Annotated in this window: 24 protein-coding genes; 8 read left to right on the top strand and 16 right to left on the bottom strand. The window is 65.9% G+C overall.

Annotated features, from left to right (window positions below):
- Positions 1-26 precede the first annotated feature (26 nt).
- The 10 genes from AASM09_RS05925 to AASM09_RS05880 form a co-directional block, all read right to left on the bottom strand.
- Positions 27-1,163, bottom strand: a complete 1,137-nt coding sequence (locus tag AASM09_RS05925) for a metallophosphoesterase (RefSeq protein ID WP_049430012.1) — start codon at positions 1,161-1,163, stop codon at positions 27-29.
- A gap of 135 nt (positions 1,164-1,298) precedes the next feature.
- Positions 1,299-2,840, bottom strand: a complete 1,542-nt coding sequence (locus AASM09_RS05920) for a TerC family protein (RefSeq protein ID WP_049430013.1) — start codon at positions 2,838-2,840, stop codon at positions 1,299-1,301.
- 43 nt (positions 2,841-2,883) lie between these two features.
- Positions 2,884-3,108 carry a helix-turn-helix domain-containing protein gene (locus AASM09_RS05915; RefSeq protein ID WP_010483459.1) on the bottom strand — a complete coding sequence of 75 codons (225 nt, stop codon included), beginning with the start codon at positions 3,106-3,108 and terminating at the stop codon, positions 2,884-2,886.
- Positions 3,108-3,575 carry a DUF2975 domain-containing protein gene (locus AASM09_RS05910; RefSeq protein ID WP_049430053.1) on the bottom strand — a complete coding sequence of 156 codons (468 nt, stop codon included), beginning with the start codon at positions 3,573-3,575 and terminating at the stop codon, positions 3,108-3,110. Before AASM09_RS05910 ends, AASM09_RS05915 begins: the two co-directional genes overlap by 1 nt.
- A 184-nt stretch (positions 3,576-3,759) precedes the next feature.
- On the bottom strand, positions 3,760-4,344 hold the full coding sequence (locus AASM09_RS05905) for an NMCC_0638 family (lipo)protein (protein ID WP_049430014.1): 585 nt from the start codon (positions 4,342-4,344) through the stop codon (positions 3,760-3,762).
- Between the two features lie 94 nt (positions 4,345-4,438).
- Entirely contained in the window at positions 4,439-4,870 is a 432-nt protein-coding gene (locus AASM09_RS05900; protein ID WP_180849188.1) for a pyridoxamine 5'-phosphate oxidase family protein, read from the bottom strand.
- 229 nt (positions 4,871-5,099) lie between these two features.
- Positions 5,100-6,842, bottom strand: a complete 1,743-nt coding sequence (locus AASM09_RS05895; RefSeq protein ID WP_049430016.1) for a GGDEF domain-containing protein — start codon at positions 6,840-6,842, stop codon at positions 5,100-5,102.
- A gap of 163 nt (positions 6,843-7,005) precedes the next feature.
- A complete protein-coding gene (locus AASM09_RS05890; protein WP_049430017.1) occupies positions 7,006-8,031 on the bottom strand; it encodes an AI-2E family transporter in 1,026 nt (341 codons plus the stop codon).
- A gap of 117 nt (positions 8,032-8,148) precedes the next feature.
- Positions 8,149-9,201, bottom strand: a complete 1,053-nt coding sequence (locus tag AASM09_RS05885; protein ID WP_049430018.1) for a sensor domain-containing diguanylate cyclase — start codon at positions 9,199-9,201, stop codon at positions 8,149-8,151.
- Positions 9,202-9,320: 119 nt separating this feature from the next.
- Positions 9,321-10,328 (bottom strand): LacI family DNA-binding transcriptional regulator, encoded by a 1,008-nt coding sequence (locus AASM09_RS05880; protein ID WP_049430019.1) that lies wholly within the window; start codon positions 10,326-10,328, stop codon positions 9,321-9,323.
- A gap of 95 nt (positions 10,329-10,423) precedes the next feature.
- Between AASM09_RS05880 and AASM09_RS05875 the strand changes: the two genes are divergently transcribed.
- The 5 genes from AASM09_RS05875 to AASM09_RS05855 are packed head-to-tail and all read left to right on the top strand — an operon-like array spanning position 10,424 to position 15,059.
- A complete protein-coding gene (locus tag AASM09_RS05875; protein ID WP_100443779.1) occupies positions 10,424-11,476 on the top strand; it encodes a sugar phosphate isomerase/epimerase family protein in 1,053 nt (350 codons plus the stop codon).
- A gap of 27 nt (positions 11,477-11,503) precedes the next feature.
- A complete protein-coding gene (locus tag AASM09_RS05870) occupies positions 11,504-12,733 on the top strand; it encodes a nucleoside permease (RefSeq protein ID WP_100443778.1) in 1,230 nt (409 codons plus the stop codon).
- The gene (locus AASM09_RS05865) at positions 12,734-13,858 is read left to right on the top strand and encodes a Gfo/Idh/MocA family protein (protein WP_049430021.1); all 1,125 of its coding nucleotides are present in this window, start codon (positions 12,734-12,736) and stop codon (positions 13,856-13,858) included. It abuts the gene before it with no gap.
- 19 nt (positions 13,859-13,877) lie between these two features.
- Positions 13,878-14,744, top strand: coding sequence for a sugar phosphate isomerase/epimerase family protein (locus AASM09_RS05860; protein WP_049430022.1), 867 nt, complete (start codon positions 13,878-13,880; stop codon positions 14,742-14,744).
- Positions 14,745-14,771: 27 nt separating this feature from the next.
- Positions 14,772-15,059 (top strand): c-type cytochrome, encoded by a 288-nt coding sequence (locus tag AASM09_RS05855; protein WP_049430054.1) that lies wholly within the window; start codon positions 14,772-14,774, stop codon positions 15,057-15,059.
- 10 nt (positions 15,060-15,069) lie between these two features.
- Here AASM09_RS05855 and AASM09_RS05850 read toward each other — a convergent pair whose 3' ends face one another.
- From AASM09_RS05850 to AASM09_RS05825, 6 genes are all read right to left on the bottom strand, one after another.
- Positions 15,070-15,813, bottom strand: coding sequence for a 3-keto-disaccharide hydrolase (locus AASM09_RS05850; RefSeq protein ID WP_370671852.1), 744 nt, complete (start codon positions 15,811-15,813; stop codon positions 15,070-15,072).
- Positions 15,814-15,827: 14 nt separating this feature from the next.
- Positions 15,828-16,403, bottom strand: coding sequence for a gluconate 2-dehydrogenase subunit 3 family protein (locus AASM09_RS05845; RefSeq protein WP_049430023.1), 576 nt, complete (start codon positions 16,401-16,403; stop codon positions 15,828-15,830).
- Positions 16,403-18,088: a GMC oxidoreductase gene (locus AASM09_RS05840; RefSeq protein ID WP_049430024.1), complete on the bottom strand. Its 1,686-nt coding sequence runs from the start codon at positions 18,086-18,088 to the stop codon at positions 16,403-16,405. The genes AASM09_RS05845 and AASM09_RS05840 overlap by 1 nt, the downstream gene beginning before the upstream one ends.
- Positions 18,089-18,115: 27 nt before the next feature.
- Positions 18,116-19,021: a hydroxypyruvate isomerase family protein gene (locus AASM09_RS05835; RefSeq protein WP_049430025.1), complete on the bottom strand. Its 906-nt coding sequence runs from the start codon at positions 19,019-19,021 to the stop codon at positions 18,116-18,118.
- A gap of 479 nt (positions 19,022-19,500) precedes the next feature.
- Positions 19,501-20,286: a hypothetical protein gene (locus tag AASM09_RS05830; RefSeq protein ID WP_049430026.1), complete on the bottom strand. Its 786-nt coding sequence runs from the start codon at positions 20,284-20,286 to the stop codon at positions 19,501-19,503.
- A gap of 93 nt (positions 20,287-20,379) precedes the next feature.
- The gene (locus tag AASM09_RS05825) at positions 20,380-20,967 is read right to left on the bottom strand and encodes a single-stranded DNA-binding protein (protein WP_049430027.1); all 588 of its coding nucleotides are present in this window, start codon (positions 20,965-20,967) and stop codon (positions 20,380-20,382) included.
- A gap of 293 nt (positions 20,968-21,260) precedes the next feature.
- On the opposite strand from AASM09_RS05825, the gene AASM09_RS05820 reads away from it, so the two are divergent.
- From AASM09_RS05820 to AASM09_RS05810, 3 genes are all read left to right on the top strand, one after another.
- Complete coding sequence (locus AASM09_RS05820; protein ID WP_049430028.1) at positions 21,261-22,292, top strand: LacI family DNA-binding transcriptional regulator; 1,032 nt, start codon at positions 21,261-21,263, stop codon at positions 22,290-22,292.
- Between the two features lie 131 nt (positions 22,293-22,423).
- Positions 22,424-23,326, top strand: coding sequence for an ABC transporter ATP-binding protein (locus AASM09_RS05815; RefSeq protein ID WP_049430029.1), 903 nt, complete (start codon positions 22,424-22,426; stop codon positions 23,324-23,326).
- Between the two features lie 12 nt (positions 23,327-23,338).
- Positions 23,339-26,923 carry a M1 family aminopeptidase gene (locus AASM09_RS05810; protein WP_049430030.1) on the top strand — a complete coding sequence of 1,195 codons (3,585 nt, stop codon included), beginning with the start codon at positions 23,339-23,341 and terminating at the stop codon, positions 26,921-26,923.
- Positions 26,924-26,953: the final 30 nt, after the last annotated feature.

The raw sequence follows: 26,953 nt of genomic DNA, 5'->3' as shown, positions 1-26,953 counted from the left end.
GGAAAGGGATCTGACCCCACTTCAGATCACGGGGCGCGGCGCAGGGTGATCAGGGTGATTTCCGAAGGCACGCCGATGCGTGCCGGGAATCCGGCCCACAGGCCAGCGCCATTGCTCACGTACAGGGTCATCCCGTCCACCTCGTAACGCCCGGAGACATAGCCACCGTTGGCCCGCTTCACCAGCTGGTCCATGCCGATGATCTGGCCGCCGTGGGTATGCCCGGACAACTGCAGCTTCACACCGCGCGCAGCGGCCTCACGCGCATTGCGTGGGCGATGATCGAGCAGGATCACCGGCGCGGAGGGATCGGCGCCAGCCAATGCAGCGTCCATATCCGGCAGCGGCAGGCCGTAGCGTGCCGCCACCGGGTCGGTGACACCGGCGATGGTCAGCGCCGCATCGCCACGCCGCACCTGCATGTGGCTGTTCTCCAGCACCTGCATGTGCAGCGCGCGAAACGCCTGCATCCACGCCTGGTACTGCGCGTAATACTCGTGGTTGCCGGTGATGGCGACGACGCCGTCCGGCGCCCGCAGGTCCACGAGTGGACGCGCGTCGTCACGGCGGGCCTCGACACTGCCGTCGATCAGGTCGCCGGTGATCACGATCAGGTCCGGCGTCAGTGCGTTGCTCTGGTCCACCACCCTGCGCACCCAGTCACCGGTCAGCAGGCGGCTGGCGTGGATGTCGGTCAGCTGCAGCACGCGATAGCCGTCGAACGCGGCCGGCAGATCCTTGATCGCCACGTCGATCTGCCGAGGCTGGGGCACCGCCATGCCATGGCTGATGCCATAACCACTGACCAGCAGGGCCAGCAAGCCGGCCGCCGGTCGCAGACTCCGCGTGCGCAATGCGGCTACCGCGCGTGGCCAGCGCAGCAGGCGGGAAGCAAGCAGGCTCACGTCCAGCGCCAGCATCAGCAACGCCAGCAGCAACACCGCCGTGGAGCCGGTGGCCAGCGTGGCGATGGCCAGTTTCGGAATCTCGGGCGAGGCCATCGTGCCCCAGAACATGGCGACGATGCGCAGCTGCACGGCAACGCCCACCAACAGCAGTGACAGCACGACTTTCATCCAGATGGGCATGCGCAGCGGCCAGAACAGGCGCCAGGCCACATAAAGGCCCATCAACAAACCGATCGTACTCAGCACTGCAACCATCCGGGAAGGAAAGCGGGCCCGCCATGGTGACGGTTGCGGGCCGTGTTGTGTAGAGCCGAGCCATGCTGCGCTGCTTTGAATGTAGAGCCGAGCGCATGCCCGGCTGCATCCGCGGAGCCGAGCATGGGCTCGGCTCTACAACGGCTGGTCGAGGCGCTCCAACCGCAGGCGGGCGATGCGGCGCTTTTCCATCGCCAGCACGGTGATGCGCACGCCGGCCACGTCCACCGCATCACCGATGTCCGGCAGGCGACCCAACTGTTCCAGCACCAGGCCGGAGATGGTCATGTAGTCGGTACTGCGCGGCAGCGACACGCCGGCCAGTCGCTGCAGGTCGTCCAGGGTCAAGGCACCATCGGCCTCCCACTGGCCTTCCCCCTGCGCGACCACGCCATAGCGCTCGTCCTGGGTATCGACCAGATCACCAGCAATCGCCGCCAGCAGGTCGTTGGCCGTCACCAGGCCTTCCACGCTGCCGTACTCGTCCACCGCCACCGCCAACGGCACCGGGTGCTGGCGGATCAGTTCCAGCGCCTGCAGCGCACTGGCGCTGGACAGCACGTACTGCGGCTCACGCAGGTTGCCTTCCAGCTGCAGCGGCTTGCCCTGCAGCAGGTCGGCCAGCAGGTCGCGGCTTTGCACCACACCGCACAGGCTGTCCAGATCACCATCGCCGACCAGCAGGCGGGTGTGCGGCGATGCCACCAGGCGTGCCACCACGTCGTCCTGTCCACGCGCCAGGTCGATCCACTGCACGTCGGCGCGCACGGTCATCACGCTCGACACCGGGCGATCCGCCAGCCCCAGCACGCTGCGGATCATCTCGTGCTCGGCCGGCTGCAGGCGCTCTTCGGCATCGACGTGTTCGTCAGCACTTTCGTCGTCGTGGCCATTGGTCGGGCGCGCGCCCAGCATGCGCAGCACCGCATCCGCAGTACGTTGGCGGAACGGCTGGCGGCGCTCGTTGCGCTCGCGGTTGAAACGTACCCACTGGTTGAATGCCTCGACCAGGATCGAGAAGGCGATGGCCGCGTACAGGTAGCCCTTCGGGATCTTGTAGCCCAGGCCCTCGGCCACCAGGCTGAAACCGATCATCAGGAGGAAGCCCAGGCACAGCACCACCACCGTGGGATGCTTGTTGACGAAGCGGGTCAGCGGCTTGCTGGCCACCAGCATCAATGCCATCGCGATGGTCACCGCGGCGTACATCACGCCCAGGTTGTCGACCATGCCGACCGCAGTGATCACCGAGTCCAGCGAGAACACCGCGTCGAGTACCACGATCTGTGCCACGACCATCGCGAAGCTGGCGTAGACCTTCTTGCCATTGTCCTCGTGCTGGCGGCCTTCCAGCCGCTCATGCAGTTCCATGGTGCCCTTGAACAGCAGGAACAGGCCGCCACCCAGCAGGATCAGGTCGCGTCCGGAGAAACTGTGGTCGAACAGCGTCAACAGCGGCTCGGTCAGCTTCATGATCCAGGCCAGCGCGGCCAGCAGCACCAGCCGCATCAGCAGGGCCAGCGCCAGGCCGATCACCCGCGCGCGGTCACGCTGGTGCGGCGGAAGCTTGTCGGCAAGGATCGCGATGAACACCAGGTTGTCGATGCCGAGAACGATCTCCAGCACGACCAGGGTTGCAAGGCCCATCCATATCGAGGGGTCAGCCAACCATTCCATTTCAGGTCCGTTTCGTCAGTAGGTAGGGAAAAAGGGAAAGCACTCAGTCAGCGTCCTGCGCCTGCGTCGGGTCATGCCCGAGCAGATCACCGGGCGTGCACTGCAGCTCACGGCAGATCGCATCCAGGGTGGAAAAGCGGATGGCACGCGCCTTGCCGGTTTTCAGGATCGACAGGTTGGCCAGGGTGATGTCGATGCGCCCGGCCAGCTCGGACAGGGTCATGCCCCGTTCCTGCAGCATGCGGTCCAGGGTGATGACAATCGCCATCAGATGACACCATCGAGGTCATCGCGCATCGCTGCGCCCACGGCGAACACGCGCGCCAGCACGAACAGCATCAGCACCGCCACCAGGCCGGTGATCGACATGCCGCCGCCCACCTCCATCCAGCTGAAGTCGGGCCCCATCCAGGCCGCGTAAGCGCCGATCAGGATCGACAGCAGCTCCATCGCCAGCATCAACCACGCCATGCGTTGCAGGCGCTGCGCGTTGGCGTGGGTGAACGGCCGCTCGCGCTCCGCCGACTTCAGCAGCCGCAGCAGATGGCGCAGGAACAGCAGGCACAGCACCAGCAGCGCGACGATCGCGCCCAGGCCGAGGCAGAAGTGCAGGAACAGGTCGTTGCCGTGCGCGGCGGCGGCGGCGCTGTCGTGCACGCTGTCGAGCAGCCAGCGGCGGTCGTGGGCCACCAGCGGCACCGCCAGCAGTGCGGCCAGGATGCCCAGCCAGCACATCGCCCGGACGGCCTGTACGGCGGCCTGGGCCAGGGTGAACAAGCCTCGCGCGGGTCTGGCGCGGGCGGGACGAGCGGTCAAGCGGCCTCCGGCATTGGGGTGGCCTCGCCGCCCCGGAGTGGATTTATCGATAAACGATATACCACATCCCGCGTGAAAGGCTGAATCGCAGGCGCGGTTCCTGTCAGGACCCGGGTGCGCCCTGCTCCAGCATCGCTTCACCTGGCGTCGCCGAGGCCATCGCCTGCACGCCCGCATCGGCGGCCTGCCGCGTGACCAGGCGGAAGCGCACCTGCAGCTTGCCCTGCCCCGGCGTGGCCCAGCCGTACTGGATGGCTACCTGATCGGCCGACAGCGGCCCACGTCCCGGCAGCGACCGCACCTGCAACGGCTTCGGCGCTGCCTGCACGAGCCGCGCGAAGCCCTTCTGCACCACCGCCGCATCGGCCTTTTCGGCGTAGACCGTGCAGGTGCCATCATCGGCCCAACTGACCGCATAACGGCCACTGGCCAGCGGCACCATCCACGCCACGCCCGATTGCCCCTGCAACAGCGTGGCGGCTTCGGCGGGCTGCAGCGGCGACAGCCCATTGGATTCCATCAGCGACTGCAACCGCGCCGGGGCACCGATGTGCTGCATGCAGGCGGTGTCGAACAGCTCGCTGAAGGGATCCTGCGCCGGGGCCTTGGCCTTGGGCGTACGCGCGGGTTGCGCCACCGCCAGGGTGGGCAGCAGGGCCAAAGCCAGCCAGAAGAACGCAGGACGCATCGGGATTCCACGCTACGGAAAACAGCAGGGAGGATGGCAAAGGCCTGGCGCGCCGCGCAATGGCCGCGATGGCCACCAGCCTCCCGCTGCCGGGTCAGACTGCCATTTCACCCTGGTCCTCGCCATCCCAATAGTGGATGCGGCTGGCGCGCACGTGAATCAGTACCAGCCCCGGTGTATCCACGCCCTGCTCGAACCAGCGCTCAAGATCCTTCACCCAGTGCGCGCGCATCACAGCGCGATCGCGAACCAGCGCCGCCCTTCCCTGCACGTGCACGAACAACGGCGGCTTGCCCAGCAGTGACCTGCTGCCGGAAAAACCCAGCGCAACGGCGGGGTCAGCCTCAATCTCGTGCACCATGTCGGTGTCTTCTGTGGTGAAGAACCAGCTGTCACCGTCGTAGTCCACGTCACCGTTGTTGCTCATCGGACGACCGGCAATTTCTCCGCCGGCGCGGGTCTGCAGCATGGTGAAATCGATGTCGGCCATCTTCTTGGCCAGTTCGGGCAGTGTGAGCTGGGTCATGGTGTCGTCCTTCATCAAGTTAAATCCCAGCGTCTGCGCAGAGTGGTGACCGAAGCGTGGAAGGTCAATGTCGGCTTCTTCACAGAAAGCGAGATAGGGCGCGTGGCGCGTGCGTGACGCGCTGCTCACCACCCCACCTGCGTTTGCAGCAGCTGCACGCCCCATCGCGCGCCGGGCGATCCTGCAGACGCTGCGACGGGTGCATGCACGCATTGGCTGACGCGTGCCATCAGCGCGTGATGCGACCGCCACCCGCGACCCGTACCCGATCGCGCCCCTGCGCCTTGGCCCGGTACATGGCCGCATCGGCGGCACGCAGCAGGGTGCGCCAGCCCAGCGCGTCGGTGCCGCCCTCGGCCACGCCGAAACTGGCGGTCACCCGCAGCACGGTGCCACCGGCCAGCGCGAAGTCCATCTGCTGCAGGGCCAATCGCAATGACTCGGCCAGCTGGCGGCCACCGGCCAGATCACCGTCGGCCAGCAGCACCAGGAACTCCTCACCACCATAGCGGGCGATGCTGTCGCTGCGGCGCAGGTGGTGCTGCAGCAACTGCGCCACCTGCACCAGCACTTCGTCGCCGGCTTCATGGCCATGGCCATCGTTGATCGCCTTGAAGCGATCCACATCCAGCAGGATCACCACGGCGCTTGCATCGCCTCCGGCGTGTCTCTGCTGCACCACCTCATCCAGCGCGCGCCTGTTCAACAGTCCGGTCAGCTCGTCGGTGCCGGCGAGCTGGCGCAGCTCGCTGGTCAGTGCCGAGCGCTCGCGCGATTTCTCACGCAGTACTTCGATGGCGTCGAACAGGCGCTGCATCTCGGCCAGCGGATGGGTGACATGCTGCTCCGGGCCAGGTGCATCCGTGGCGAGCTGGATCACCTGCTTCTGCGCCTGCAGCAGCGGCCGCAGGATCTGCCGGTGGGCAATGCGCAGGGCCACGCCCAGCACCAGCAGCGTACCCAGCACCGTCGCCACCAGCACTACCAGGCGCGTCGCTTCACGGTTGCGGGTGCGTTCGAAGCGGGCGATGGACACGCTCAGGTAGCCATCGCGCAATGCTTCCAGCGACTGCAGGGTCGGCACGTAGCGCTGGGTGAACTCCGCGGCGGTCCATGGCGGCGGCAGGCCGCGGCGACCGTCTTCGATCAGTTGCTCGATCATCGGCAGCGATTCGCCGAAGAACTGGCGGCGCGCCATGTCCCAGTGCCAGGACAGCGCCGGGTCACTCCGGAACACCGACTCATGGCTGCCCGCCAAGCGCCAGAGCTCCAGCAGGCGTCCCTCCGTCTGCGATGCGGCCCGCACCTGCTCGTCACGCCACGCCCCGGGAACCGCAACCGGTGCCATCACGTTCGAGGCCAAGCGGCCACCGTGTTCGCGCAGGTCGATCAGTACCTGGCCCTGCATCGCCGGAATCGCCGCTTCGCGATCGGCGCTGACCAGCACATTGATCTGCGCCGAGGTGAGCCGATGCAGGCGATCGACCACGGCGAACATGCTGTTGATCGCACGCTCCACCTCTTCCACCTGGCGCGCATCATGCGGCCGTGCCACAACCCGGTCGACAGCGGCACGTGCCGAGTGCAACCGGCGTCGTGCGTCGGCCAGCAACCCCTGCTCGTCGACCACGCCCGGGCCAGCCTTGAACACCGTGTCCAGCTGCAGCATCGCGGCATCCACGCGTCTGCGCGCCGCTGCCAGCTGGGCGCCAAGCCGCGCCTGCTCGGCAGCATCGTGGGGGTCGGCGCCGAGCAGGCTGTTGGCCGGGCCGCGCTCGGCCGACACCAAGTTGGCCAGATCGAAGGTCTGTCGCAGCTGGCGCAGGCTGGCCAGGTTGTCCTCGGCACCGCTGTAGCGCAGCGTGCCCTGCACCAGGGCAATGGCCATCAAGGGCAAGGTGCAGACCACGAACAGCCCGGTCAGGATCCAGACCCAGGTCCGCAACCCGATGGGCGATGCCTTGCCGGCCATGCGAATTTTCCCCTGACGTGCAGTTCACTGTAACGACCGGTCCCGGCAGCGCCAAGCCAGCGCCGTGCGAACCGTTGCGATGGATATGGCACATCGACCGCGAACGCGCCGACAAGACGGGAGGGCCCGCCTCATCGTAGCGGGAATGTCACATCAGGCCGCGTCAGATCCAGCGCTGGTCGACCAGCTCGCGCTTCACGTAGGCATAGAATACCGGCGCCGCCACCAGGCCGGGCAGGCCAAACGCCGCTTCCATCACCAGCATGGCCAGCAGCAGCTCCCAGGCACGGGCCTGGATTTCCCCGCCGACGATGCGTGCATTGAGGAAGTATTCCAGCTTGTGGATCACGATCAGGTACAGCAGCGCGGCCACGGCCACGTAGAACGAGACCGACAGCGCGACGATGGTGATGATGGTGTTGGAAATGATGTTGCCCACCACCGGCAGCAGGCCGGCAATGAAGGTGATCAGCACCAGCGTCTTGGACAGCGGCAGGTGCACGCCGAACAGCGGCAGCACGCCCAGCAGGAAGATCGCCGTGAACACGGTGTTGAGCAGCGAGATCTTCACCTGTGCGAACACCACCTGGCGGAACGCGGTGGCCAGGCGGCTGGTGCGGCCGATCAGCTCCTGCGCCAGCGGTCCCATCTGTGGCAGCGGCAGTTCGTCGTACAGCGCGATCATCGCGCCCAGCACCATGCCGATCAGTACCCGTACGCCAATCTGCACCGCCGAGGTACCGGCCACGCCCAGCTGGCGCTGGTGCTCTGCCGCCCAGTCGTTCAGCGCCGTGCGCAGCGCGGGCATGTCCTCGGGAATGTAGGGCTGCAGCAGCGCCGGCACCTGATGACGCGAGCTGTTGAGGATATCCATCAGATGCCCCAGCAGTGCATCCGGGCCACCGGTCTCGGTACGGAAGAACGAGGCGACGCCGATGCCGGCCATCACCAGCGCACTGATGATCACCGCCGACAGCACGATGACCGCGATCGCCCGCGCACGTCCCGGCGGCAGCTTGCCCTCCACCGTGGACGCCAGCACGTGGGTCAGCTGGAACACCAGCAGGCCCGACAGCAGGGTCACCACCAGGCCCAGCTTCAGCGCCAGCCACATGCCCAGCAGCATCATCAACCAGGCCGCGATCCTCGGAACAGGGGGCTTGGACTGGGCAACGAGGGCGTCTTGCATGGGGGCACGTCCGGGCGGGGTCGCCCATGGTAGAGGATTGGCGGCGACGATTCCGCGCGCAGGATGAACGGCTGTCTGGCAGCGCGTGCAGGCGCCTGCGGCCTCGACTCGTCATCTTCACTCGCCGTAGCTGGCGGTGTTCTTGCCCTGCCGCTTGGCGTGGTAGAGCGCGCGGTCGGCCAAGGCCAGCCAGTCCTCCACGCTGCCACCACGCGGGGTGGCGGCAATGCCGATGCTCACGCTGAACTCCACCCCTGGCGTAGCCTGCCGCGCCGCTTCCAGCAGGTGCAGGCGGACCCGCTCGGCTACGTGCATCGCATCCACGGGCGCGCAGTCGTGCAGCAGCACGACGAACTCATCGCCGCCCAGTCGCGCCGGGGTGTCGCCGGGCCGGGCGAAGGCGCGCAAGGTGGAGGCGATATGGCGCAGCACTTCGTCCCCGGCACGATGACCATGCGAGTCATTGATGCGCTTGAAGTCATCCACATCAAGCATCAGCAGGCAGGCGAAACCACCCTGCCCCTGCGCCTTGTCCAGGGCCTGCTGCGCACGGACGATCAGGAAGCCGCGGTTGGCCAGCTCCACCAGCGGGTCCATCCGGCTCAGCCGCTTCAACTGGCGGTTCTGCGACTTCACCCGACGCGCCAGCTGCCAGCTGAGGATGCTGAGCCCGATGCCATAGACGAACAGGAACGGCACGCTGAGCACGATCGTGCGTTGCGACGACACGGGTTGGTAAGGAAACCCGAGCGCCCACCAGGTGAGCGCGAAGCCCACCACCAGCGCCAGCGTGGCCCGCATCGCCAGGCGCACGCCGCCGGCCGCGATCTTGTCGGCCACCAGCAGTGCGGCGAACAACGCGCTGGGTACGGCGCTCAGGGCCATGAACGCGATCCAGCCGCCGCCGAACAAGGAATCGGCCACCATGCAACGGAACTGGACCGCAGCCGGCTTGCGCGAGCGTTGGGTCAGCACCAGCGCCAGCGCAGGCCATGCCAGCGCATTGAGCAGCAGCAGGACCCAGGGCAGCGCGCCATCCTGGCGCTCCAGCATGATCGAGGCGATGGGGATCGCGCCCAGGCCATTGCCCACGAAGCGCATCCAGCCGATGCGCCGTGCCGCGCCGACGCCTTCGACCGCGACCTCCGTCGAGTCAGTCAAGAACGGCATTGCCGACCCCCCTGCGCGATCGCACGTTCCACCCCGGCCCCTGCCGGGCTGCCTGTCGTGAGTCTGACAGCTTTACGTCAATTCGGGATCAAGGACTCGAACCTGCAGCGTCCCTGGCCTCACCTGGGCCCAGGCGCCGCCGTCGATCCCCGCACCATCAGGCTGAAATCCAGCGTCTGTTGAAGCGGAACGTCCACCTGTTCGATGATGGCGAGCAGCAGGTTGACCGCGCGCGCGCCGATCTCCCGCATCGGCTGCCGGATGGTCGTCAGCGGCGGCGTGAGGTAACGCGAAGACGCCAGGTCATCGAAACCGACGATGGACAACTCGTCCGGCACGCGGATGCCCCGATCGCGGCAGGCCGCCAGCGCACCCAGCGCCATCTGGTCGCTGAAGCAGAAGACTGCGGTCGGCGCCGACGCATCGACCAGCAGCGCCACGGCCGCGGCATGCCCGGATTCCACCGAGAAATCGCCCGGCACCACGCTCAGCTGGCGCAGGCGTCCGCGCGCCTTGCCGGCCGCCCGCACCCCTTCCAGGCGTTGCTGGTGCAGGGGATTGTCCGGCGGCCCGCCGACCACGGCGATCCGTTCATGGCCCAGTGCGTACAAGTGCTCCATGACGGCGCGTGCAGCGGCCACATTGTCGATGTGCACACTGGGCAGGCCCAGCGCGGGGTCGAACTCGCATCCGTTGACCACCGGCGCAGCAGCTCCCCTCTGCTGGACAATCTCGCGCGCCGTCGGTGGCAGGCGATGGCCGAGCACGATCATGCCGTCGGCCTCGTTGCGCCGGAGCATCTGCGCGTAGCGCTCCTCGCGGTCGGGTTGGTCCTGGGTATCGCCCAGCAGCACCGCATAGCCGACAGCCTGTGCGGCGTCTTCCGCCCCCTGCAGGATCTGGGCGAAGAACGGGTTGGCGATATCCGGCACCGTGACCAGGATCTTGCCGCTGCGCTGGGTCTTGAGCGTGCGCGCGACCGTATTGGGCACGTAGCCCAGCGCTGCGGCGGCCTGCTCGATGCGTGCGCGCGTCGCCGGCAGCACCTTGTCCGGCCGCGAAAGTGCACGTGACACGGTGCCGGCAGAGACGCCGACGTGCTTTGCAATGTCGTAGATGGTGGCCATGGCGTTAGTTCTCCTGCCCGCTGTGCAGTGCACAACAGGTCCTGCGTAAGCCCCTGCTAGGATAATGCAATCGATTGCATCGAGGGCGAATCACGTTGAAGACGCTCAAGGGTCCAGCGCTGTTCCTGGCGCAGTTCATCGGCGACACAGCTCCTTTTGATCGGCTGGACACGCTGGCCGGCTGGGCCGCGGGCCTGGGCTATTCTGGCGTACAAGTGCCGACCAGCGCGCCCCACCTGTTCGACCTGGCCGAGGCCGCACGCAGCCAGGCGTACTGCGACGACCTTGCCGGCATGCTGGCCGGGCAGGGTGTGCAGATCACCGAACTGTCCACCCACCTGCAGGGGCAGCTGGTCGCCGTCCATCCCGCCTATGACAGCCTGTTCGACGGATTCGCACCGCCGGACAAGCGCGGCGACCCGGCCGCGCGCCAAGCCTGGGCAGTGGAGCAGCTGCTGCTGGCAGCCAAGGCCAGCCAGAGGCTGGGACTGACCGCACACGCGACCTTCTCCGGCGCACTGGCCTGGCCGTACTTCTATCCCTGGCCGCAGCGCCCGCCCGGCCTGGTGGAAGAGGCCTTCGCCGAACTCGGCCGGCGCTGGCGCCCGATCCTCGATGCCTTCGATGACTCCGGCGTGGACCTGTGCTTCGAGATCCACCCCGGCGAGGACCTGCACGACGGCGCGACCTTCGAGCGCTTCCTCGACGTGGTCGACCATCATCCGCGCGCGAAGATCCTGTACGACCCCAGCCACCTGCTGCTGCAGCAGATGGATTACCTCGGTTTCATCGACCGCTACCACGCGCGCATCGGCATCTTCCACGTCAAGGACGCGGAGTACCGCGCCAGCGCCAGCAGTGGCGTGTATGGCGGCTACCAGGACTGGATCGATCGCCCGGGCAGGTTCCGCTCACTCGGCGACGGCCAGATCGACTTCAAGTCGATCTTCTCGAAGTTCGCGCAGTACGACTTCCCCGGCTGGGCGGTACTGGAATGGGAGTGCTGCCTGAAACACCCGGAGGACGGCGCACGCGAGGGCGCGGCCTTCATCCGCGACCACATCATCCGCGTGACCGAACGCGCCTTCGACGACTTTGCCGACAGCGGCACCGACGCTGCATCACTGCACCGCATGCTGGGACTCTGAGCCGATACCGCCCCGGGAGGGCAAGCCATGACGCACGCCATGTCGCGCTTGGGCGCGATGATGTTTCTGCAGTTCTTCATCTGGGGAGCGTGGTTCGTGACCTTGGGCACCTACCTGGTGCAGGGCCCGCTGCAGGCCAGCGCCAGCCAGGTGGCGACGGCCTTCCTCAGCCAGTCCATCGGCGCCATCGTCGCACCCTTCCTGGTTGGCCTGATTGCCGATCGCTACTTCGCCGCGCAGCGCATCCTTGCGGTCCTGCACCTGGCCGGCGCAGTACTGCTTTGGATGGCCTCCACAGCGGACAGCTTCAGCACGTTCTCCGCCTGCGTGATGGGCTACATGCTGCTGTTCATGCCGACGCTGGCGCTGGCCAACAGCGTGGCAATGCGGCACATGCAGTCGCCGGAGAAGCAGTTCCCGCTGGTGCGCGTGGCCGGCAGCGTCGGCTGGATCGTGGCCGGTGTGCTGATCGGCTGGCTGGGCTGGGAACAGGCGCATCGGCTCGAACTCACCTTCCAGATGGCGGCGGTGGCATCACTGGTGCTGGGGCTGTACGCGTTCACCCTGCCGCACACGCCGCCGCTGGCGAAGCAGCGCGATGCCGGCCTCGGGCAGATTCTGGGGCTGGATTCGCTGCGGTTGCTGAAGTCGCGCGCGTACCTGGTGTTCTTCCTGGCCTCCATCGCCATCTGCATCCCGCTGTCGTTCTACTACAACTTCACCAACCCGTACCTCAATGACCTGGGCGTGCGCGGCGCTGCGGGCCTGCAGTCGCTGGGCCAGGTGTCCGAAGTGCTGCTGATGCTGGCGATGCCATTCCTGTTCGTGCGGCTGGGGGTGAAGACGATGCTGGCGGTGGGCATGGCTGCGTGGGTGCTGCGCTATGCCCTGTTCGCCTTCGGTGATGCCGGTAGCGGCTTCTCGCTGCTGGTGATCGGCATCGTGCTGCACGGCATCTGCTACGACTTCTTCTTCGTCACCGGCCAGATCTACACCGATGCGCATGCCGGCCCCGACGCGCGCAGCAGCGCGCAGGGCTTCATCACCCTGGCGACCTATGGCGTGGGCATGCTGATCGGCACCTTCCTGTCCGGTGCGGTGGTGGAGCACTTCACCACGGCGGCGGGACCTGACTGGCAACAGATCTGGCTGTTCCCGGCCGGTGTCGCGCTGGTCGTGCTGATCGCCTTCCTGCTGCTGTTCCGCGACCGGCCGCTGGTCGCAGCGGCACCGTCTGCGTCCCGAGGAATCCAGTAGATGGCGACGCTTGGAATCGCCATCGTCGGCACCGGTATGATTGGCGCCGTGCATCGTCGCGCGGCGCTGTTGGCCGGTGCGCAGATCCGCGGCGTGGCCGCCTCGTCCGCGCAGCGTGCACATGAGGTCGCGCAGTCCTGGAATGTCCCGCGCGCCTATCGGGACATCGACGAGGTCATCGCCGATCCGCAGGTGCAGGTCGTGCACGTCTGTACGCCCAATCATCTGCACCGGCCGATGGCACAGGCCGCATTGGAAGCCGGCAAGCACGTCATCTGCGAGAAGCCGCTGGCCACCTCGCTGGAAGATGCACAGGCGTTGGCTGCGCTGGCGGCCTCGCGCGGCCTTGTGGCCACGGTCCCCTTCGTCTACCGCTACCACCCGGTGGTGCGCGAGGCGCGCGCACGCATCGCACACGGCGAGCTGGGGCCTCTGCACCTGATCCACGGGAGCTACCTGCAGGACTGGCTGCTGGACCCGGCCAGCAACAACTGGCGCGTGGATCCGGCACTGGGCGGTACGTCGCGCGTGTTCGCCGACATCGGCTCGCACTGGTGCGACCTGGTGGAATGGATCAGCGGCGAGCGCTTCGCCGAGGTCAACGCGGCGTTCGAGACGGTGATCGCCGAACGCGGCGCCATCACCGGTCAGAGCTTCAGCACGCCCACAGCCAGCGACGCGATGCAGACGGTCACCAGCGAAGACGTGGCCGCGGCGATGTTCAGGACCGGTGCCGGCACACTGGCGTCATTGACGGTCAGCCAGGTCTCCGCAGGACGCCACAACCGCCTCTGGTTCGAGATCGACGGTGCCAGGGCCAGCGTGGCCTTCAACCAGGAGGATGCCGAGCGGCTGTGGATCGGAAGACCTGGCCAGCGCGAGGAGATCTTCGTGCGCGGTCCTGGTGCAGGCGGTGTCGAACAACGGCGGCTGTCGGTGCTGCCGGCCGGTCACGCGCAGGGCTACGGCCAGTGCTTCGAGGCGTTCATTGCCGACAGCTATCGCGCCATCGACGGCGAACGGCCCGAGGGCCTGCCCACTTTCAACGACGGCGTGCGCTCGGCACGGATCGTCGACCGCGTCATCGCATCGGCCAGGACGCGTGCCTGGACCACCATCGATTGAATCCCGGGAGGAACGCCTGATGAAAACCCCTGTCCGCAGAGCCGCAGCCCTCGCACTCCTGCTGCTCACGGCACTGCCCGGCCTCGCCAGCGAAGCCGTCGCCGCGCAGAAGCCCATCGCAGTGCAGATGTACTCACTGCGCAATGCCGGATCGCTCGACCAGCAGTTGAAGATCGTTCGCGACGCGGGCGTGCACGCGGTGGAAACGGTGGGGACCCAGGGCGTCAGCGCCAGCGAACTCAAGCAGTTGCTGGACAGGTATTCGATCAGGGCGATCTCCTCGCACGTTGCGCTGGCCGAGCTGCGCAGAGACCTGGACGGCGTGGTGGCCTTCAACCGATCGATCGGCAACGCCACGCTGGTGGTGCCCTACCTGGACGCGAAGGACCGGCCCACCGATGCCGCAGGCTGGACCGCACTGGGCCAGGAGCTGGGCCGGCTTTCCAAACAGGTTCGGGCCAAGGGCATGCGCCTGGCCTACCACAACCACGACTTCGAGCTGGTCGACTTCAACGGAAGGACCGGCCTGGAACTGCTGTTCGCTGCTGCCGGCCCCGACCTGCAGACCGAACTGGACCTGGCCTGGGTGGCGCGCTCCGGACACGACCCGGCGGTGATGCTGGGCAAGTTCCGTGACCGCCTGTTCGCGGTGCACGCCAAGGACAATGCGCCCAAGGGCCAGGCCCAGGACGAAGGTGGATTCGCCGCCGTCGGCCAGGGCGTGCTGGACTGGAACGCGATCCTGCCAGCCGCGGCCGCCGCGGGCGTGCACTGGTACATCCTCGAACACGACCAACCGCGTGATCCGGCCAAGGTGATCCAGACCGGTGCGGACTACCTGCGTGAACACCTGACCGTCAGCCCGCACGCCAGCGCACAACGCTAGCCCGCGAAGGAGCCCCGCTTGAAGACGATGCTGAAACTGGCTGTGATGCTCTGTGGCGCGACGCTTGCCACCACTGCCTGGTGCAAGGACGATCCTGCCGCCGGCGCCAAGCTCTACAGCGCGAACTGCATGGCCTGCCACGGCGCTGATCGCGCCGGCATGCCGGGTGCGTTCCCGGCGCTTACCGACGTCAGCAAGCGGTTGGATCCCGCGCAGATCAAGGACAAGATCAGGAAGGGCGGCGGACTGATGCCGCCCTTTCCCCAGCTTTCGCAGCAGGAAATCGACGACATCGCCAGTTACCTGGCGAAGTAGCCAGGTGGGATCAGAGTTCCCGCACCCAGATGTTGCGGTAGCTGACCCTGGAATCATGCTCCTGCAGATAGAGCGGCGCACACGCGTGGGGTGAGTACGACGGTGCGCCGATGTACTCGGTCTTCCCCGCCAGCACGGTGTCATCCTGCACCAGCACGCCGTTGTGCAGCACCGTGATGCGCGCAGGCGAGACAAGCCCGCCGCCTGGCGAGAAGCGCGGTGCCTTCCAGATGATGTCGTAGGCCTGCCACTGGCCCGGCGCGCGCGAGGCGTTCACCAGCGGCATGGCCTGCTTGTAGATGGAGCCGGCCTGGCCGTTGGCATAGGTGGGGTTGTTGTAACTGTCGAGCACCTGCAGCTCGTAGAGTTCCTGCAGGAAGATGCCGCTGTTGCCCCGGTTCTGGCCGTCGAAACCCTTTGTTTCGGTGGGTGTAAGCCATTCGACATGCAGCTGGACATCGCAGAAGCGTTGCCGGGTGCGGATGCCCTTGCTGCCCGGCACCACGGTCATCGCGCCGTCCGCGATCTTCCAGGGCACACGCCCACCCTGCTCCGCCTCCCATGCGGAGGCATCCTTGCCATCGAACAGCACGATCGCGTCGGATGGTGCCCTGCCCGGGGGCGTCGCCACGACCGCGGGCACAGGGGTCCATACCTCGGTCTTCTTCGGATCGCGTGCAGGATCGGCAGCGTCCTGTGCGAGGGCTGGTGCAGCGGCCAGTACGCCGGCCACGATCAGCAGCGGCCTGGTCATCATCGTGCGCTCCATCAGCTGGTACCCCACGCAGGCGTACCTGGGACATAGGCCAGGTCGCCTTCGTAGCGACCCGGCACGGCGACGTACTGCAGCACCCCGGTCGCGCCGACCTTGGAGGTGAAGAAGCCGAAGATGGCCAGCTGCTTGATCATCGTGAAGTAATGCGGCATGGCCTCGCCTTCCTCGGGAGTGCCGGTCTCGGTCACGTCAGCGTTGCGTGCCTTGGCTTCGGCGTCCAACGTTCGCAGCAACCCGGTGCGGGCTTCCGGTGTGAGCGATACGAAGCGGCCGCCGGCGCGTCTGTCGATATCGGCCAGGCCGGCGCGGAACGTCGCCTGCTGCCGGGCGGTGTAGCAGTCGCTGACGAACGTCGCCATGAACGCACCGGCGCCCGCGTCCTTCGCCCCGGGTGTCCTGGTCCGCGGCAGGATGGTCTCGGCGATCTCGTCCAGCGTGCCGATTTCGGCATCGGAGAACGCGGCCATCGCGCCCGCCGCTGGCGCTTTGCCATGCACCAGCGCCGGCAACCCGACCATCGCCGCACCGGTGGCGGCCACGATCATCTTCAACAGTTCGCGACGATCCATCACAGGTTCCCCGCTTTCAGTTCGCGCACGGCATGATCGGCGGCCCGCGCGGTCAGCGCCATGTAGGTCAGCGACGGATTCACGCAGGCGCTGGAGGTCATGCAGGCGCCGTCGGTCACATAGACGTTGGGCGCATCCCAGACCTGGTTGTGTGCGTTCAATACGGAGCTCCTGCGGTCACGTCCCATCCGCGCCGTTCCCATTTCATGGATGCCCTTGCCCGGGGCGTAATCGTTGTCGTGCATCTTCACGTCCTTGACGCCGGCCGCTTCCAGCATCTCGGCAGCATCTGCGGCCATGTCCTTGCGCATGGCCAGTTCGTTGGCACGCATCGCAACGTCCATCGCCAGCACCGGCAACCCCCACTTGTCCTTGCGCTCGCGGTCCAGGCGGATCGTATTGTCGTGGTGCGGCAGCATCTCACCGAAACCGGTCATGCCGATGCGCCAGTCACCGGGCACGGTCAGCGCTTCCTTCAGGTCGGCGCCGATGTTCAGTTCGGCGATCTCGCGCGACCAGCCAGTACGGCTGGCACCGCCCTGGTAGCCGAACCCGCGCAGGTAGGCGCGCTTGTCGGCAGCGACGTTGCGGAACCGCGGAATATAGAAACCGCAGGGGCGGCGGCCGAAGTAGTACTTGTCCTCATAGCCCTCGACCCGGCCCGAAGCACCCGCACCGAAGTGGTGGTCCATCACGTTGTGCCCGAGCTCGCCGGACGAGGAACCCAGCCCTCCGTCCCAGATATCGGTTGCCGAGTTCATCAGCAGCCACGTCGAGTTGAACGACGACGCATTGAGGAAAATAACCTTGGCCGTGTACTGGTAGGTCTGGCCGGTTTCGGCGTCGATGACCTCCACGCCGCGCGCACGCTTGCGATCCTTGTCGTACAGCACTTCCTTGACGATCGAGAACGGACGCAGCGTCAGGTTGCCGGTCTTCATCGCCGCCGGCAGTGTCGCCGCCTGGGTCGAGAAATAGGCACCGAAGGGACAGCCAAGGATGCACTTGTTGCGGTACTGGCAGTTGACGCGGCCCTGCTCGGGCATCGGCTTGGTGATGTTGGCGGTGCGCGAGTGGATCATGTGCCGCGTTCCGCCGAACGCCTTCTTGATACGTGCGGCCACATCCTTCTCGACGATGTTCAACGGGATCGGCGGCAGGAACTCGCCGTCCGGCAGCACATCAAGTCCCTCGCGCGTACCGGCGATGCCGGCGAACTTTTCCACATGGTCATACCAGGGCGCGATATCGGCGTATCGGATCGGCCAGTCAGCGGCGATACCGTCCTTGAGGTTCGCCTCGAAATCCAGATCGGAGAAGCGATAACTCTGCCGCCCCCACAGCAGCGAGCGACCGCCGACGTGGTAGCCGCGGAACCAGTCGAAGCGCTTGGTCTCGATGTAGGGCGAGTCCTGTTCGTTGGCCCACATTCCATCCAGGTTCTCGGCCAGTCCGTAGTCGCGCATCAGCACCGGGAACGCGGCCTTCATCGCCTGCGTTGGCCGGTTGCGGTGCGGGAAATCCCACGCCTCCTTCATCGCGTTGACGTAATCCTTGACGTGCTCGATGTTGCGTCCGCGTTCCAGCATCAGGACCTTCAGGCCCTTCTCGGTCAGCTCCTTCGCCGCCCAACCGCCACTGATTCCCGAGCCAACAACAATGGCGTCGTAGTGATTATCTGCCATGGGTTTCTTACCTGGGTGGATATCGTTTCAGACGTCGCAGAGGCGGATCGCCTCGCGCAATGAGGCAACGGGATCGGGCGCGGCAGGCGTGAACTCCTGCGCCAGATACCCCTTGAAACCGGTGTCGCGGATCGCGCGACAGATGGCCGGATAGTGGAGCTCCTGCTGGTCTCCGATCTCGTTCCGGCCAGGCACGCCTGCGGTGTGGTAATGCTTGAAGCAGGCGTGGTGTTTTCCAATGGTAGCGATGATGTCGCCTTCCATGATCTGCATGTGATAGATGTCGTAGAGCAGGCCGAAGTTGTCCGAGCCCAGCCGCTGGCACAGCTCTACGCCCCACGCAGAGTGGTCGCACAGGTAGTCGCGGTGGTCGACCCTGGAGTTCAGCAGCTCCATCACCAGTACCACACCGCGCTTCTCGGCATGCCCGAGGATGCGCTTGAGGCCAGCCTCCGCATTGGCCATGCCTTCCTGCGGATCCATACCGTTGCGGTTGCCTGAGAAGCAGATGAGATTACGGTAACCGGCATCGGCCACCAGATCGATGTGCCGCGTGTAGCGCTCCACCAGCTGGTCGTGGAACTCACGGCCGGCAAAGCCCTTGGTCAGGCCCAGCTCCGCGCCGTTGCACATCGAGCTGTACACGCCATTCGCCTTCAGCGTGGGCCAGTCTTCCGGGCCGACCAGGTCGATCGCGGCGAAGCCGATGTCCTTCACCGTCGCGCAGAGCTGGGCGACGGACAGCTGCGGGAAGGTCCAGCGGGCGACGGAGTGCTTCAGGTTACCCTTCAGCGGTGCAGTGGCGGCGAATGCGGGCAATGTCCCCGCGATCGTCCCGGCCCCCAGGCCAATGCCGCCGGCAACTGCGATGCGCAGCGCATCGCGCCGCGTGAGCCCCCTCGGAGGAGCCGGTCTGATCGAATGGATGGTCATCCACCTTCCGGCCTCCCAACCGGTATCAAACGCAACAATTCACAGCGATGCAATCGATTGCACCATAGGGGAGGAATTTGCCTGTTTGCAAGTCGCGGTGCACGAAAACTGATGCTGCGAAGCACAACGCAGTCGACATCGCGCAAAAAGAAAAGCCCCGCATGAGCGGGGCTTACTTTTCTGCTGCGAACGAGCTTTCGATCAGAACGGTTGTGCACATTTGATGACTCAGCTCCAAACCCGTCGAGCGGTAAAAACACTGAATCATTCACTTAAAGAGCACGTCGACCGTTCCTTCTTCAACAGACCAAACGGAATCCGTAGATCCCCCACTTCCTTGTCGACGCGTAGACCGTGGAAAATTTCAACTCAATCAGTCTCATTCTGGCCAGTCCCTCCACCCATTTCTGCTTCCCGATACCGTGTCAGGCAAGAGGCATCACCAACTGCATCAACATGTGCTGGTGCAGTTCCAACGTTCATGACCTCGTGATCTCGAAACCTCTGACCAAAGGGTTCTTCAGCGCAGTTCTCCACGACCAACCGCAACCGCTGAGATAACCCAGCATCATTGTCACGCGCCCGAGCCGGCGCTCTATGGATGCAATGGTGTAGCCGGCTGGCATGCCGGTCGCCGCCATCCATTCAACCAACTTGGCCAGCTTTTGATTGGGTGTAACGATCTCAACCGTGTCCCCCGACTGCAGCTCACTGATTAGGCAGGTCTTCAACGTGCTCCTCGCCATCACACCCACGTTCGAAATTGAGGGTTTGCGCCAGAACACTTGCATGCGAAAAATTCGGCAGCAGCGTTTGTGATGTCGAGGCGTGATGTGCAGGCCATATCGCGATCGGCCGATCTCTTCAAGGTTGTATCTGTACTGATCGCGAGCTTCGCCCCCCTCAAGCTCTGGTTTCGAGGCTACCATGACCCGTCCCACAATGATTACACCCACAAGCCATACGCCCAGGGGGATCAGTGGCCCGAAGTAGAACAGCAACGCGACATCAAACTGATACGAGTAGATCGCACCGTTGACGATCCGCATCGCAATCGGCGAGAACAACGAGATCAAGACGCCAGCGAAGAGCAGCTCCATCGCTCGAGTCGGCGTGATTGCATAGGTTCGGGCATTGCACAGGCGTTCGGCCACCGCATACGCTGCGAGACTCCCCCCTGCCGCTATCAGCGCGCACCCGGTGAAACTGATCCACATGGGCAACGCCTTGAGCACTGCAAACTGGTGCTGGATCCATTCTGTCATTGCTTGCCCTCCATCAGTTTACGTTAGCGGCACGAAGCTCAATAAAAAAAGCCCCGGCAGATGCCAGGGCTTTTTTTGTGACTCGCGTGTTCCTTAGAACGGAATATCGTCGTCAGCGAAGTCGTCCATCGGCGGCGCCTGCTGCGGCTGCGGGCGCTGGTTGCCACCCTGGTTGCCGTAGCCACCGCCCTGGTTGCCGCCCTGGTTGCCGCCCTGGTTGCCATAACCACCGCCCTGGCCGCCACGCTGGCCGCCGCCACCGCCGCCGTACTCCTGGCGCGGGGCCTGCTGGCGCTGCGGGCGATCGCCGCCGTAGTTGCCGCCACCGCCACCACCGCCGCCTTCACCGCGGCCGCCCAGCATCTGCATTTCATCGGCGATGATATCGGTGGAGTACTTCTCCACGCCGTCCTGGCCGGTGTACTTGTCGTAGCGCAGGCTGCCTTCGACGTAGACCGAGCTGCCCTTGCGCAGGTACTCGCCGGCGATCTCGCCGAGCTTGCCGAAGAACACCACGCGGTGCCATTCGGTACGTTCCTGCTGATTGCCATCCTTGTCCTTGCGGACGCTGGTGGTGGCCAGGCTGATGCGGGTGATCGCCATGCCGCCCTGGGTGTACTTCACGTCCGGGTCGTTGCCGAGATTGCCGACCAGGATGACTTTGTTGATGCCGCGCGCCATAGGTACCTTCGTCCGTTGTCCAAGGGCAGACCGCCAGTGATAGCACAGCCCCGGGCAGGGGTGCAGTACGCTGGGCCGCCCCTGTTGAAATTTGGGGGAATGCGAGAACGATGCATCTTAGCATTGCCGCCGCCATCCGCCCGGTCAGAAGTCCCTGACCGCAGCCAGGGCTCAGACTGATTTCCTTGTACGGCAATGACTTAGCGCCGCCCCGACGGACGCCTGCAAGGGCATTCGCGTCTGCCCATGGCATCATGCCCGGGCACCTTCCACCTGCCCCCTGCCGTTCGCACATGACCATCAAAGGCAAAGCCACCTCCCTGGACATCGCCCACCTGGCCGGGGTCTCCCAGCCGACCGTGTCGCGGGCCCTGCGCGGCAGCCCGATGGTCAACGCCGAGACCCGCGAGCGCATCCTGCGCATCGCCCGCGAGCTGAACTACAAGGTCGACAAGAACGCTTCCAGCCTGCGCCTGCGCAACGCCGGCACCCTGGCCCTGCTGTTCTTCGAAGACCCAACCAACGACGATTCACTGATCAACCCGTTCTTCCATTCGATGCTCGGCTCGATCACCCGCGCCTGCGCCCTGCACGGGCAGGACCTGCTGGTCTCGTTCCAGCAGCTGTCCACCGACTGGCAGGCCGATTACGAGGACAGCAACAAGGCCGACGGCATCATCCTGCTCGGCTATGGCGACTACCACGAGTCGCGCGACCGCCTGCAGCGGCTGGTCGAACAGGGCACGCATTTCGTGCGCTGGGGCGCCGCCCTGCCCGGCCAGCCCGGCGTGTCGATCGGCAGCGACAACTTCCAGGGCGGGCACGACATCACCACCCACCTGCTGCAGCAGGGCTGCCGCCGCATCGCCTTCCTTGGCCACGCATCCAGCCACTACCCGGAATTCCAGGAGCGTTACCGCGGCCATGTGGCGGCGTTGCAGGAACACGGCCTGGCCGCCGAACCGGCGCTGCAGCACGATGCGATCACCACCGAGGCCTCCGGCCAGGAGGCCTGCCAGGCGCTGCTGGCACGCGGCGAGCCGATCGATGCGATCTGCGCGGCCAGCGACCTGATCGCCATCGGCGCAATGCGTGCCCTGCGCGAGGCCGGGCTGCGGGTGCCGCAGGACGTGGCAGTGACCGGTTTCGACGACATCCCGCTGGCCGCCTCGGTATCCCCGGCGCTGACCACGGTGCAGCAGGACACCAAGCAGGCCGGGCAGCTGCTGGTGGAACGCCTGCTGGCGCTGATCGGCCGGCAGCCGGTGGACAGCCAGAGCATCCCGGTGAAGCTGGTGGTGCGGGAATCGTCGCTGCGCCGGTAAGCGCCACCAGACCTCCCGCCACGCCTCAACGTGCGACGGCGGAATTCTCCCCCCATGACCAACGGCGGATGCGCACGGAAGCCGATGCGCGGATAACGCGCAGACATCGCCCACGGAAAGGTGTACGTCGCATGCTGAAGATCGATTCGCTGTCCAAGACGTACGCCAACGGCGTGCATGCTCTCAACAATGTCAGCCTGGACATCCCGCGCGGGATGTTCGGCCTGCTCGGGCCGAACGGCGCGGGCAAATCCTCGTTGATGCGCACCCTGTCCACCCTGCAGGAAGCCGACAGCGGCTCGGCCGTGCTCAGCATCCCCGGCGAAACTCCGATCGACGTACTGCGCGACAAAGACGCCGTGCGCCGCCGGCTGGGCTACCTGCCGCAGGATTTCGGCGTGTACCCGAAGGTCAGTGCGCTGGACCTGCTGGAGCATTTCGCGGTGCTCAAGGGCCTGACCCAGCGCGCCCAGCGCCGCGAAGTGGTCGATGGTCTGCTGCAGCAGGTGAATCTGTGGGACGCGCGCAAGCGTAAGCTCGGCACGTACTCCGGCGGCATGCGTCAGCGTTTCGGCATCGCCCAGGCACTGCTCGGCGACCCGCGGCTGGTGATCGTCGACGAACCCACCGCCGGCCTCGATCCCGAGGAACGCAACCGCTTCCTCAACCTGTTGGCGGCCATCGGCGAGAACGTGGCGGTGATCCTGTCCACCCACATCGTCGAGGACGTGACCGACCTCTGCCCGACGATGGCGATCATGAACAAGGGCCAGGTGCTGCTGACCGGGCGCCCGGCCGATGCCATCGACGCGCTGCAGCAGCAGGTCTGGCGCAAGCAGGTCGATCCTTCGGAACTGGCCGACCACGAGGCACGCTACGTGGTGCTGTCCACCCGCCTGGTCGGTGGTCGCCCGGTGATTCACGTACACAGCGCCAATGACCCCGGCGACGGTTTCGCAGCCGTGGCCCCCGATCTCGAGGACGTGTACTTCCAGCGCCTGCGCCTGCAGGCCCGTGCCCGCGCGGCAGCCTGAGCGGAGCACGCCATGATCTTCAACTTCTTCCGCTTCGAGCTGCGCGAGCAGCTGCGTTCCCCACTGCTGTGGCTGCTGGCCGGGCTGTTCGCCCTGCTCGCCTTCGCCGCGGCCTCCAGCGATGCGGTGCAGATCGGTGGCGGCACCGGCAACGTGCATAGCAACGCGCCGACGGTGATCGCGCAGATGCTGGGCATCTTCACCCTGCTTGGCATGCTTGTCACCGCGCTGTTCGTCAGCAATGCGCTGCTGCGTGACTTCGAGCTCGGCACCGCCGAACTGATCTTCGCCAGCCCGGTGAAGCGCCGCGACTATCTTGCCGGACGCATCGCCGCAGCACTGGCGGCTGGACTGCTGGTCTATGTAGTGATCGCGTTCGGCCTGTGGCTGGCGCCGTTCATGCCCTGGGTCGATCCCGAACGCGTGGGCCCGATCAGTTGGCAGGGCTATGCCTGGACCTTTGCGGTCATCGTCATTCCCAACCTGCTGTTCACCACCGCGCTGCTGTCACTGCTGGCCGCGGTGACCCGCTCGATCCTGTGGGTCTACATCGGCCTGGTGGCCTACCTGGTGCTGTACGGCGCCAGTGCCGCCCTGCTGCGCGACATCGACAACACCTGGATCGCGGTACTGAGCGAGCCGCTCGGCATGCGTGCACTGGGCCGCACCATCCGCTACTGGTCCACCGCCGAACGCAACAGCGGCATTCCGGCGCTGGCCGGTTACCTGCTGGCCAACCGCGCCCTGTGGCTGGGCGTGGCCGCGGTGCTGTTCGCCGCCACGTTCGCGCTGTTCCGCACCGAACGCAGCGGCAGCGGCCGCCGGCGCTGGGGACGCAAGCTCACGCTGGCGGCCGCCGATACGGTGACTGTTCGTCCTGCCCGCGCAGCCCTACCCCGCGTGGTACCGGCGTTCACTGGCAGCACCGCATGGCACCAGTTCCTGCGCCAGGTGCGTTTCGACACCGGCGGCGTGCTGCGCAGCGTCCCGTTCATCGTGCTGCTGGTGCTGGGGCTGGCCAACTTCCTGCCCAGCGCCCTGTTCCGGCAGACGCTGTATGGCACCTCGATCTGGCCGGTCACCTCACAGATGATCATGGGCCTGCAGGGCGCCTTCAGCTGGCTGCTGATCATCATCGTGCTGTTCTTCGCCGGCGAGCTGGTCTGGAAGGAACGCGGCGCGCGCATCAATGAAGTGACCGACGCCATGCCGGTGCCGAACTGGGTACCGCTGCTGGCCAAGTTCGTCGCGCTGGTGGCGGTGATCGCCTGTTTCCAGGCGGCCGGCGCGCTGGCCGCGATGAGCGTGCAGCTGGCCAAGGGCTATACGCACCTGGAGCCGCTGCTCTACCTGCGCAGCCTGGCGCTGGATTCGGTGGTCTACATCCTGATGGGGGGCCTGGCGCTGGTGCTGCAGGTGCTCACCAACAACAAGTTCGTCGGTTACGCGCTGCTGATCGTGGTGATGATCGGCCAGGGCGTGCTGGGCATGCTCGACTACACGCAGAACATCTACAACTTCGGCAGCTGGCCGATCGCTCCCTATTCGGATATGAACGGCTACGGCCACTTCCTCACCGGACAGCTGGCGTTCCAGGGCTATTGGGCGTTGTTCCTGCTCGCGATGATGTGCGTGGCCTCCGCGTTCTGGGTGCGTGGTGTCAGCCAGGGCCTGCGCCAGCGCCTGGCCCTGGCCCGGCGTCGCCTGTGGGGTCCGACCGGTGTCTTCGCCGCAGTGGCCGCCCTGGCCTTTGTCGGCGTGGGCGGCTGGCTGTACTGGAGCACCAACATCCGCAACGAGTTCCTTTCCCCGGATCAACAGCTGGACCTGCAGGCCCGCTACGAGCGCGAGCTGTCGAAGTACCGCAACCTGCCGCAGCCGCGCATCGTGGCGGTAGACAACCGCGTGGACCTGTCCCCCGAATCGCAGTCGATGGTGATCGATGCGAACTGGACGATCCGCAACCTGCACGCGCAGCCGATCCCGGAACTGCATGTCTCGATGGGTGATGACAAACAGCTGGTAGCCGCCGATCTTGGCGGACAGACGATGGCCTTCCATGACAAGGACCTGGGGTATCGCATCTACCGGCTGGACAAGCCCCTGCAACCGGGCGAAAGCCGCCGTGTCCATTTCCGGGTGGTGCAGAAGCCCAATGGCATCACCGCCGGCCAGGCGCCGAGCAACCTTGTGGACAACGGCACGTTCTTCAACAGCCGCGTGCTGCCGTCATTCGGCTACAACGAAGGCGCGGAGATCACCGACCGCAACGAGCGGCGCAAGCGTGATCTCGGCGAGCCGCGGCGCATGCCCAAGCTGGAAGACGAAGCGGCGCGCGCCAACACCTACATTTCCAATGATGCTGACTGGCTCGATTTCCGCACCACCGTCTGCACCGCGGCTGACCAGGTCGCGCTGGCCCCGGGCTACCTGCAGCACGAGACCACGGTGAAAGGCCGGCGTTGCTTCAGCTATGCCATGGACCGGCCGATGCTGAACTTCTATGCCTACCTGTCGGCGCGTTGGGACGTGCGCAAGGCGAAGTACAAGGACATCCCGATCGAGGTCTACTTCGACCCGGCGCACGGCTACAACGTGGACCGGATGATCGAGGCGGTGCAGAAGTCGCTGGCCTACTACGAAGCGAACTTCACCCCGTACCAGCACCGCCAGGTACGCATCATCGAGTTCCCGGGCTATGCGCGCTTCGCGCAGTCGTTCGCCAACACCATCCCCTACTCCGAGGCCATCGGTTTCATCGCCGACCTGCGTGACCCGGACAAGGTGGACTACGTTTTCTACGTGACCGCGCACGAGATCGCACACCAGTGGTGGGCGCACCAGGTAATCGGTGCCAACGTGCAGGGCGCGACGGTGCTGTCCGAATCGCTGTCGCAGTATTCGGCACTGATGGTGATGGAGCAGGAGTACGGCCGCCAGCACATGCGCCAGTTCCTCAAGCGCGAACTGGACGGCTACCTGTCCGGGCGTGGTGGCGAGGCCATCGAGGAACAGCCGCTGGAACGTGTGGAGAACCAGCAGTACATCCACTACCAGAAGGGTTCGCTGGTGTTCTACCGGCTGCGCGAGGAGATCGGCGAGCAGGCGCTTAACCGGGCATTGAAGCGTTTCCTGCAGGACAAGGGTTACCAGCAACCGCCCTACACCACCTCGCGCGAATTGCTGGGCTACATCCGCGCCGAGACCCCGGCCGACCGCCAGCAGCTGGTTACCGACCTGTTCGAGAAGATCAGCTTCTACGACAACCGGGTGATGGCCGCCAGCGCCCGCAAGCGCGATGACGGCCGCTACGACGTGACCGTGGACCTGCACGCGGCCAAGCAGTATGCCGACGGCAAGGGCCAGGAAAGCGACGGGAAGATGGATGACTGGGTCGAGATCGGCGTGTTCGCCAACGGCCCTTCCGGCAAGGAACGCGACCAGAAAGTGCTGTACCTGCAGCGCCACCACATCACCAGCGCCGAGCCGAAGATTACGGTGACCGTGGATGAAAAGCCGGACGAAGCAGGCTTCGACCCGTACAACAAGCTGATCGACCGGGTGAGCGACGACAACCGGCGCAAGGTGACGATGTGAGGCCCCAAGCAGGCGAGCATGGTTCGGCTC

It is taken from the genome of Stenotrophomonas maltophilia, from assembly GCF_039555535.1.
In the GTDB taxonomy this organism is placed as follows: domain Bacteria; phylum Pseudomonadota; class Gammaproteobacteria; order Xanthomonadales; family Xanthomonadaceae; genus Stenotrophomonas; species Stenotrophomonas maltophilia_Q.
This window is presented reverse-complemented; position numbering and strand designations above follow the sequence as displayed.

Excerpts from the sequence above, each read along its gene's own strand:
- AASM09_RS05925 (WP_049430012.1), bottom strand. The coding sequence starts at position 1,163 with ATGGTTGCAGTGCTGAGTACGATCGGTTTGTTGATGGGCCTTTATGTG.
- AASM09_RS05920 (WP_049430013.1), bottom strand. The coding sequence starts at position 2,840 with ATGGAATGGTTGGCTGACCCCTCGATATGGATGGGCCTTGCAACCCTG.
- AASM09_RS05915 (WP_010483459.1), bottom strand. The coding sequence starts at position 3,108 with ATGGCGATTGTCATCACCCTGGACCGCATGCTGCAGGAACGGGGCATG.
- AASM09_RS05910 (WP_049430053.1), bottom strand. The coding sequence starts at position 3,575 with ATGTGCTGGCTGGGCATCCTGGCCGCACTGCTGGCGGTGCCGCTGGTG.
- AASM09_RS05905 (WP_049430014.1), bottom strand. The coding sequence starts at position 4,344 with ATGCGTCCTGCGTTCTTCTGGCTGGCTTTGGCCCTGCTGCCCACCCTG.
- AASM09_RS05900 (WP_180849188.1), bottom strand. The coding sequence starts at position 4,870 with ATGACCCAGCTCACACTGCCCGAACTGGCCAAGAAGATGGCCGACATC.
- AASM09_RS05895 (WP_049430016.1), bottom strand. The coding sequence starts at position 6,842 with ATGGCCGGCAAGGCATCGCCCATCGGGTTGCGGACCTGGGTCTGGATC.
- AASM09_RS05890 (WP_049430017.1), bottom strand. The coding sequence starts at position 8,031 with ATGCAAGACGCCCTCGTTGCCCAGTCCAAGCCCCCTGTTCCGAGGATC.
- AASM09_RS05885 (WP_049430018.1), bottom strand. The coding sequence starts at position 9,201 with ATGCCGTTCTTGACTGACTCGACGGAGGTCGCGGTCGAAGGCGTCGGC.
- AASM09_RS05880 (WP_049430019.1), bottom strand. The coding sequence starts at position 10,328 with ATGGCCACCATCTACGACATTGCAAAGCACGTCGGCGTCTCTGCCGGC.
- AASM09_RS05870 (WP_100443778.1), top strand. The coding sequence starts at position 11,504 with ATGACGCACGCCATGTCGCGCTTGGGCGCGATGATGTTTCTGCAGTTC.
- AASM09_RS05865 (WP_049430021.1), top strand. The coding sequence starts at position 12,734 with ATGGCGACGCTTGGAATCGCCATCGTCGGCACCGGTATGATTGGCGCC.
- AASM09_RS05860 (WP_049430022.1), top strand. The coding sequence starts at position 13,878 with ATGAAAACCCCTGTCCGCAGAGCCGCAGCCCTCGCACTCCTGCTGCTC.
- AASM09_RS05855 (WP_049430054.1), top strand. The coding sequence starts at position 14,772 with ATGCTGAAACTGGCTGTGATGCTCTGTGGCGCGACGCTTGCCACCACT.
- AASM09_RS05850 (WP_370671852.1), bottom strand. The coding sequence starts at position 15,813 with ATGACCAGGCCGCTGCTGATCGTGGCCGGCGTACTGGCCGCTGCACCA.
- AASM09_RS05845 (WP_049430023.1), bottom strand. The coding sequence starts at position 16,403 with ATGGATCGTCGCGAACTGTTGAAGATGATCGTGGCCGCCACCGGTGCG.
- AASM09_RS05840 (WP_049430024.1), bottom strand. The coding sequence starts at position 18,088 with ATGGCAGATAATCACTACGACGCCATTGTTGTTGGCTCGGGAATCAGT.
- AASM09_RS05835 (WP_049430025.1), bottom strand. The coding sequence starts at position 19,021 with ATGACCATCCATTCGATCAGACCGGCTCCTCCGAGGGGGCTCACGCGG.
- AASM09_RS05830 (WP_049430026.1), bottom strand. The coding sequence starts at position 20,286 with ATGACAGAATGGATCCAGCACCAGTTTGCAGTGCTCAAGGCGTTGCCC.
- AASM09_RS05825 (WP_049430027.1), bottom strand. The coding sequence starts at position 20,967 with ATGGCGCGCGGCATCAACAAAGTCATCCTGGTCGGCAATCTCGGCAAC.
- AASM09_RS05820 (WP_049430028.1), top strand. The coding sequence starts at position 21,261 with ATGACCATCAAAGGCAAAGCCACCTCCCTGGACATCGCCCACCTGGCC.
- AASM09_RS05815 (WP_049430029.1), top strand. The coding sequence starts at position 22,424 with ATGCTGAAGATCGATTCGCTGTCCAAGACGTACGCCAACGGCGTGCAT.
- AASM09_RS05810 (WP_049430030.1), top strand. The coding sequence starts at position 23,339 with ATGATCTTCAACTTCTTCCGCTTCGAGCTGCGCGAGCAGCTGCGTTCC.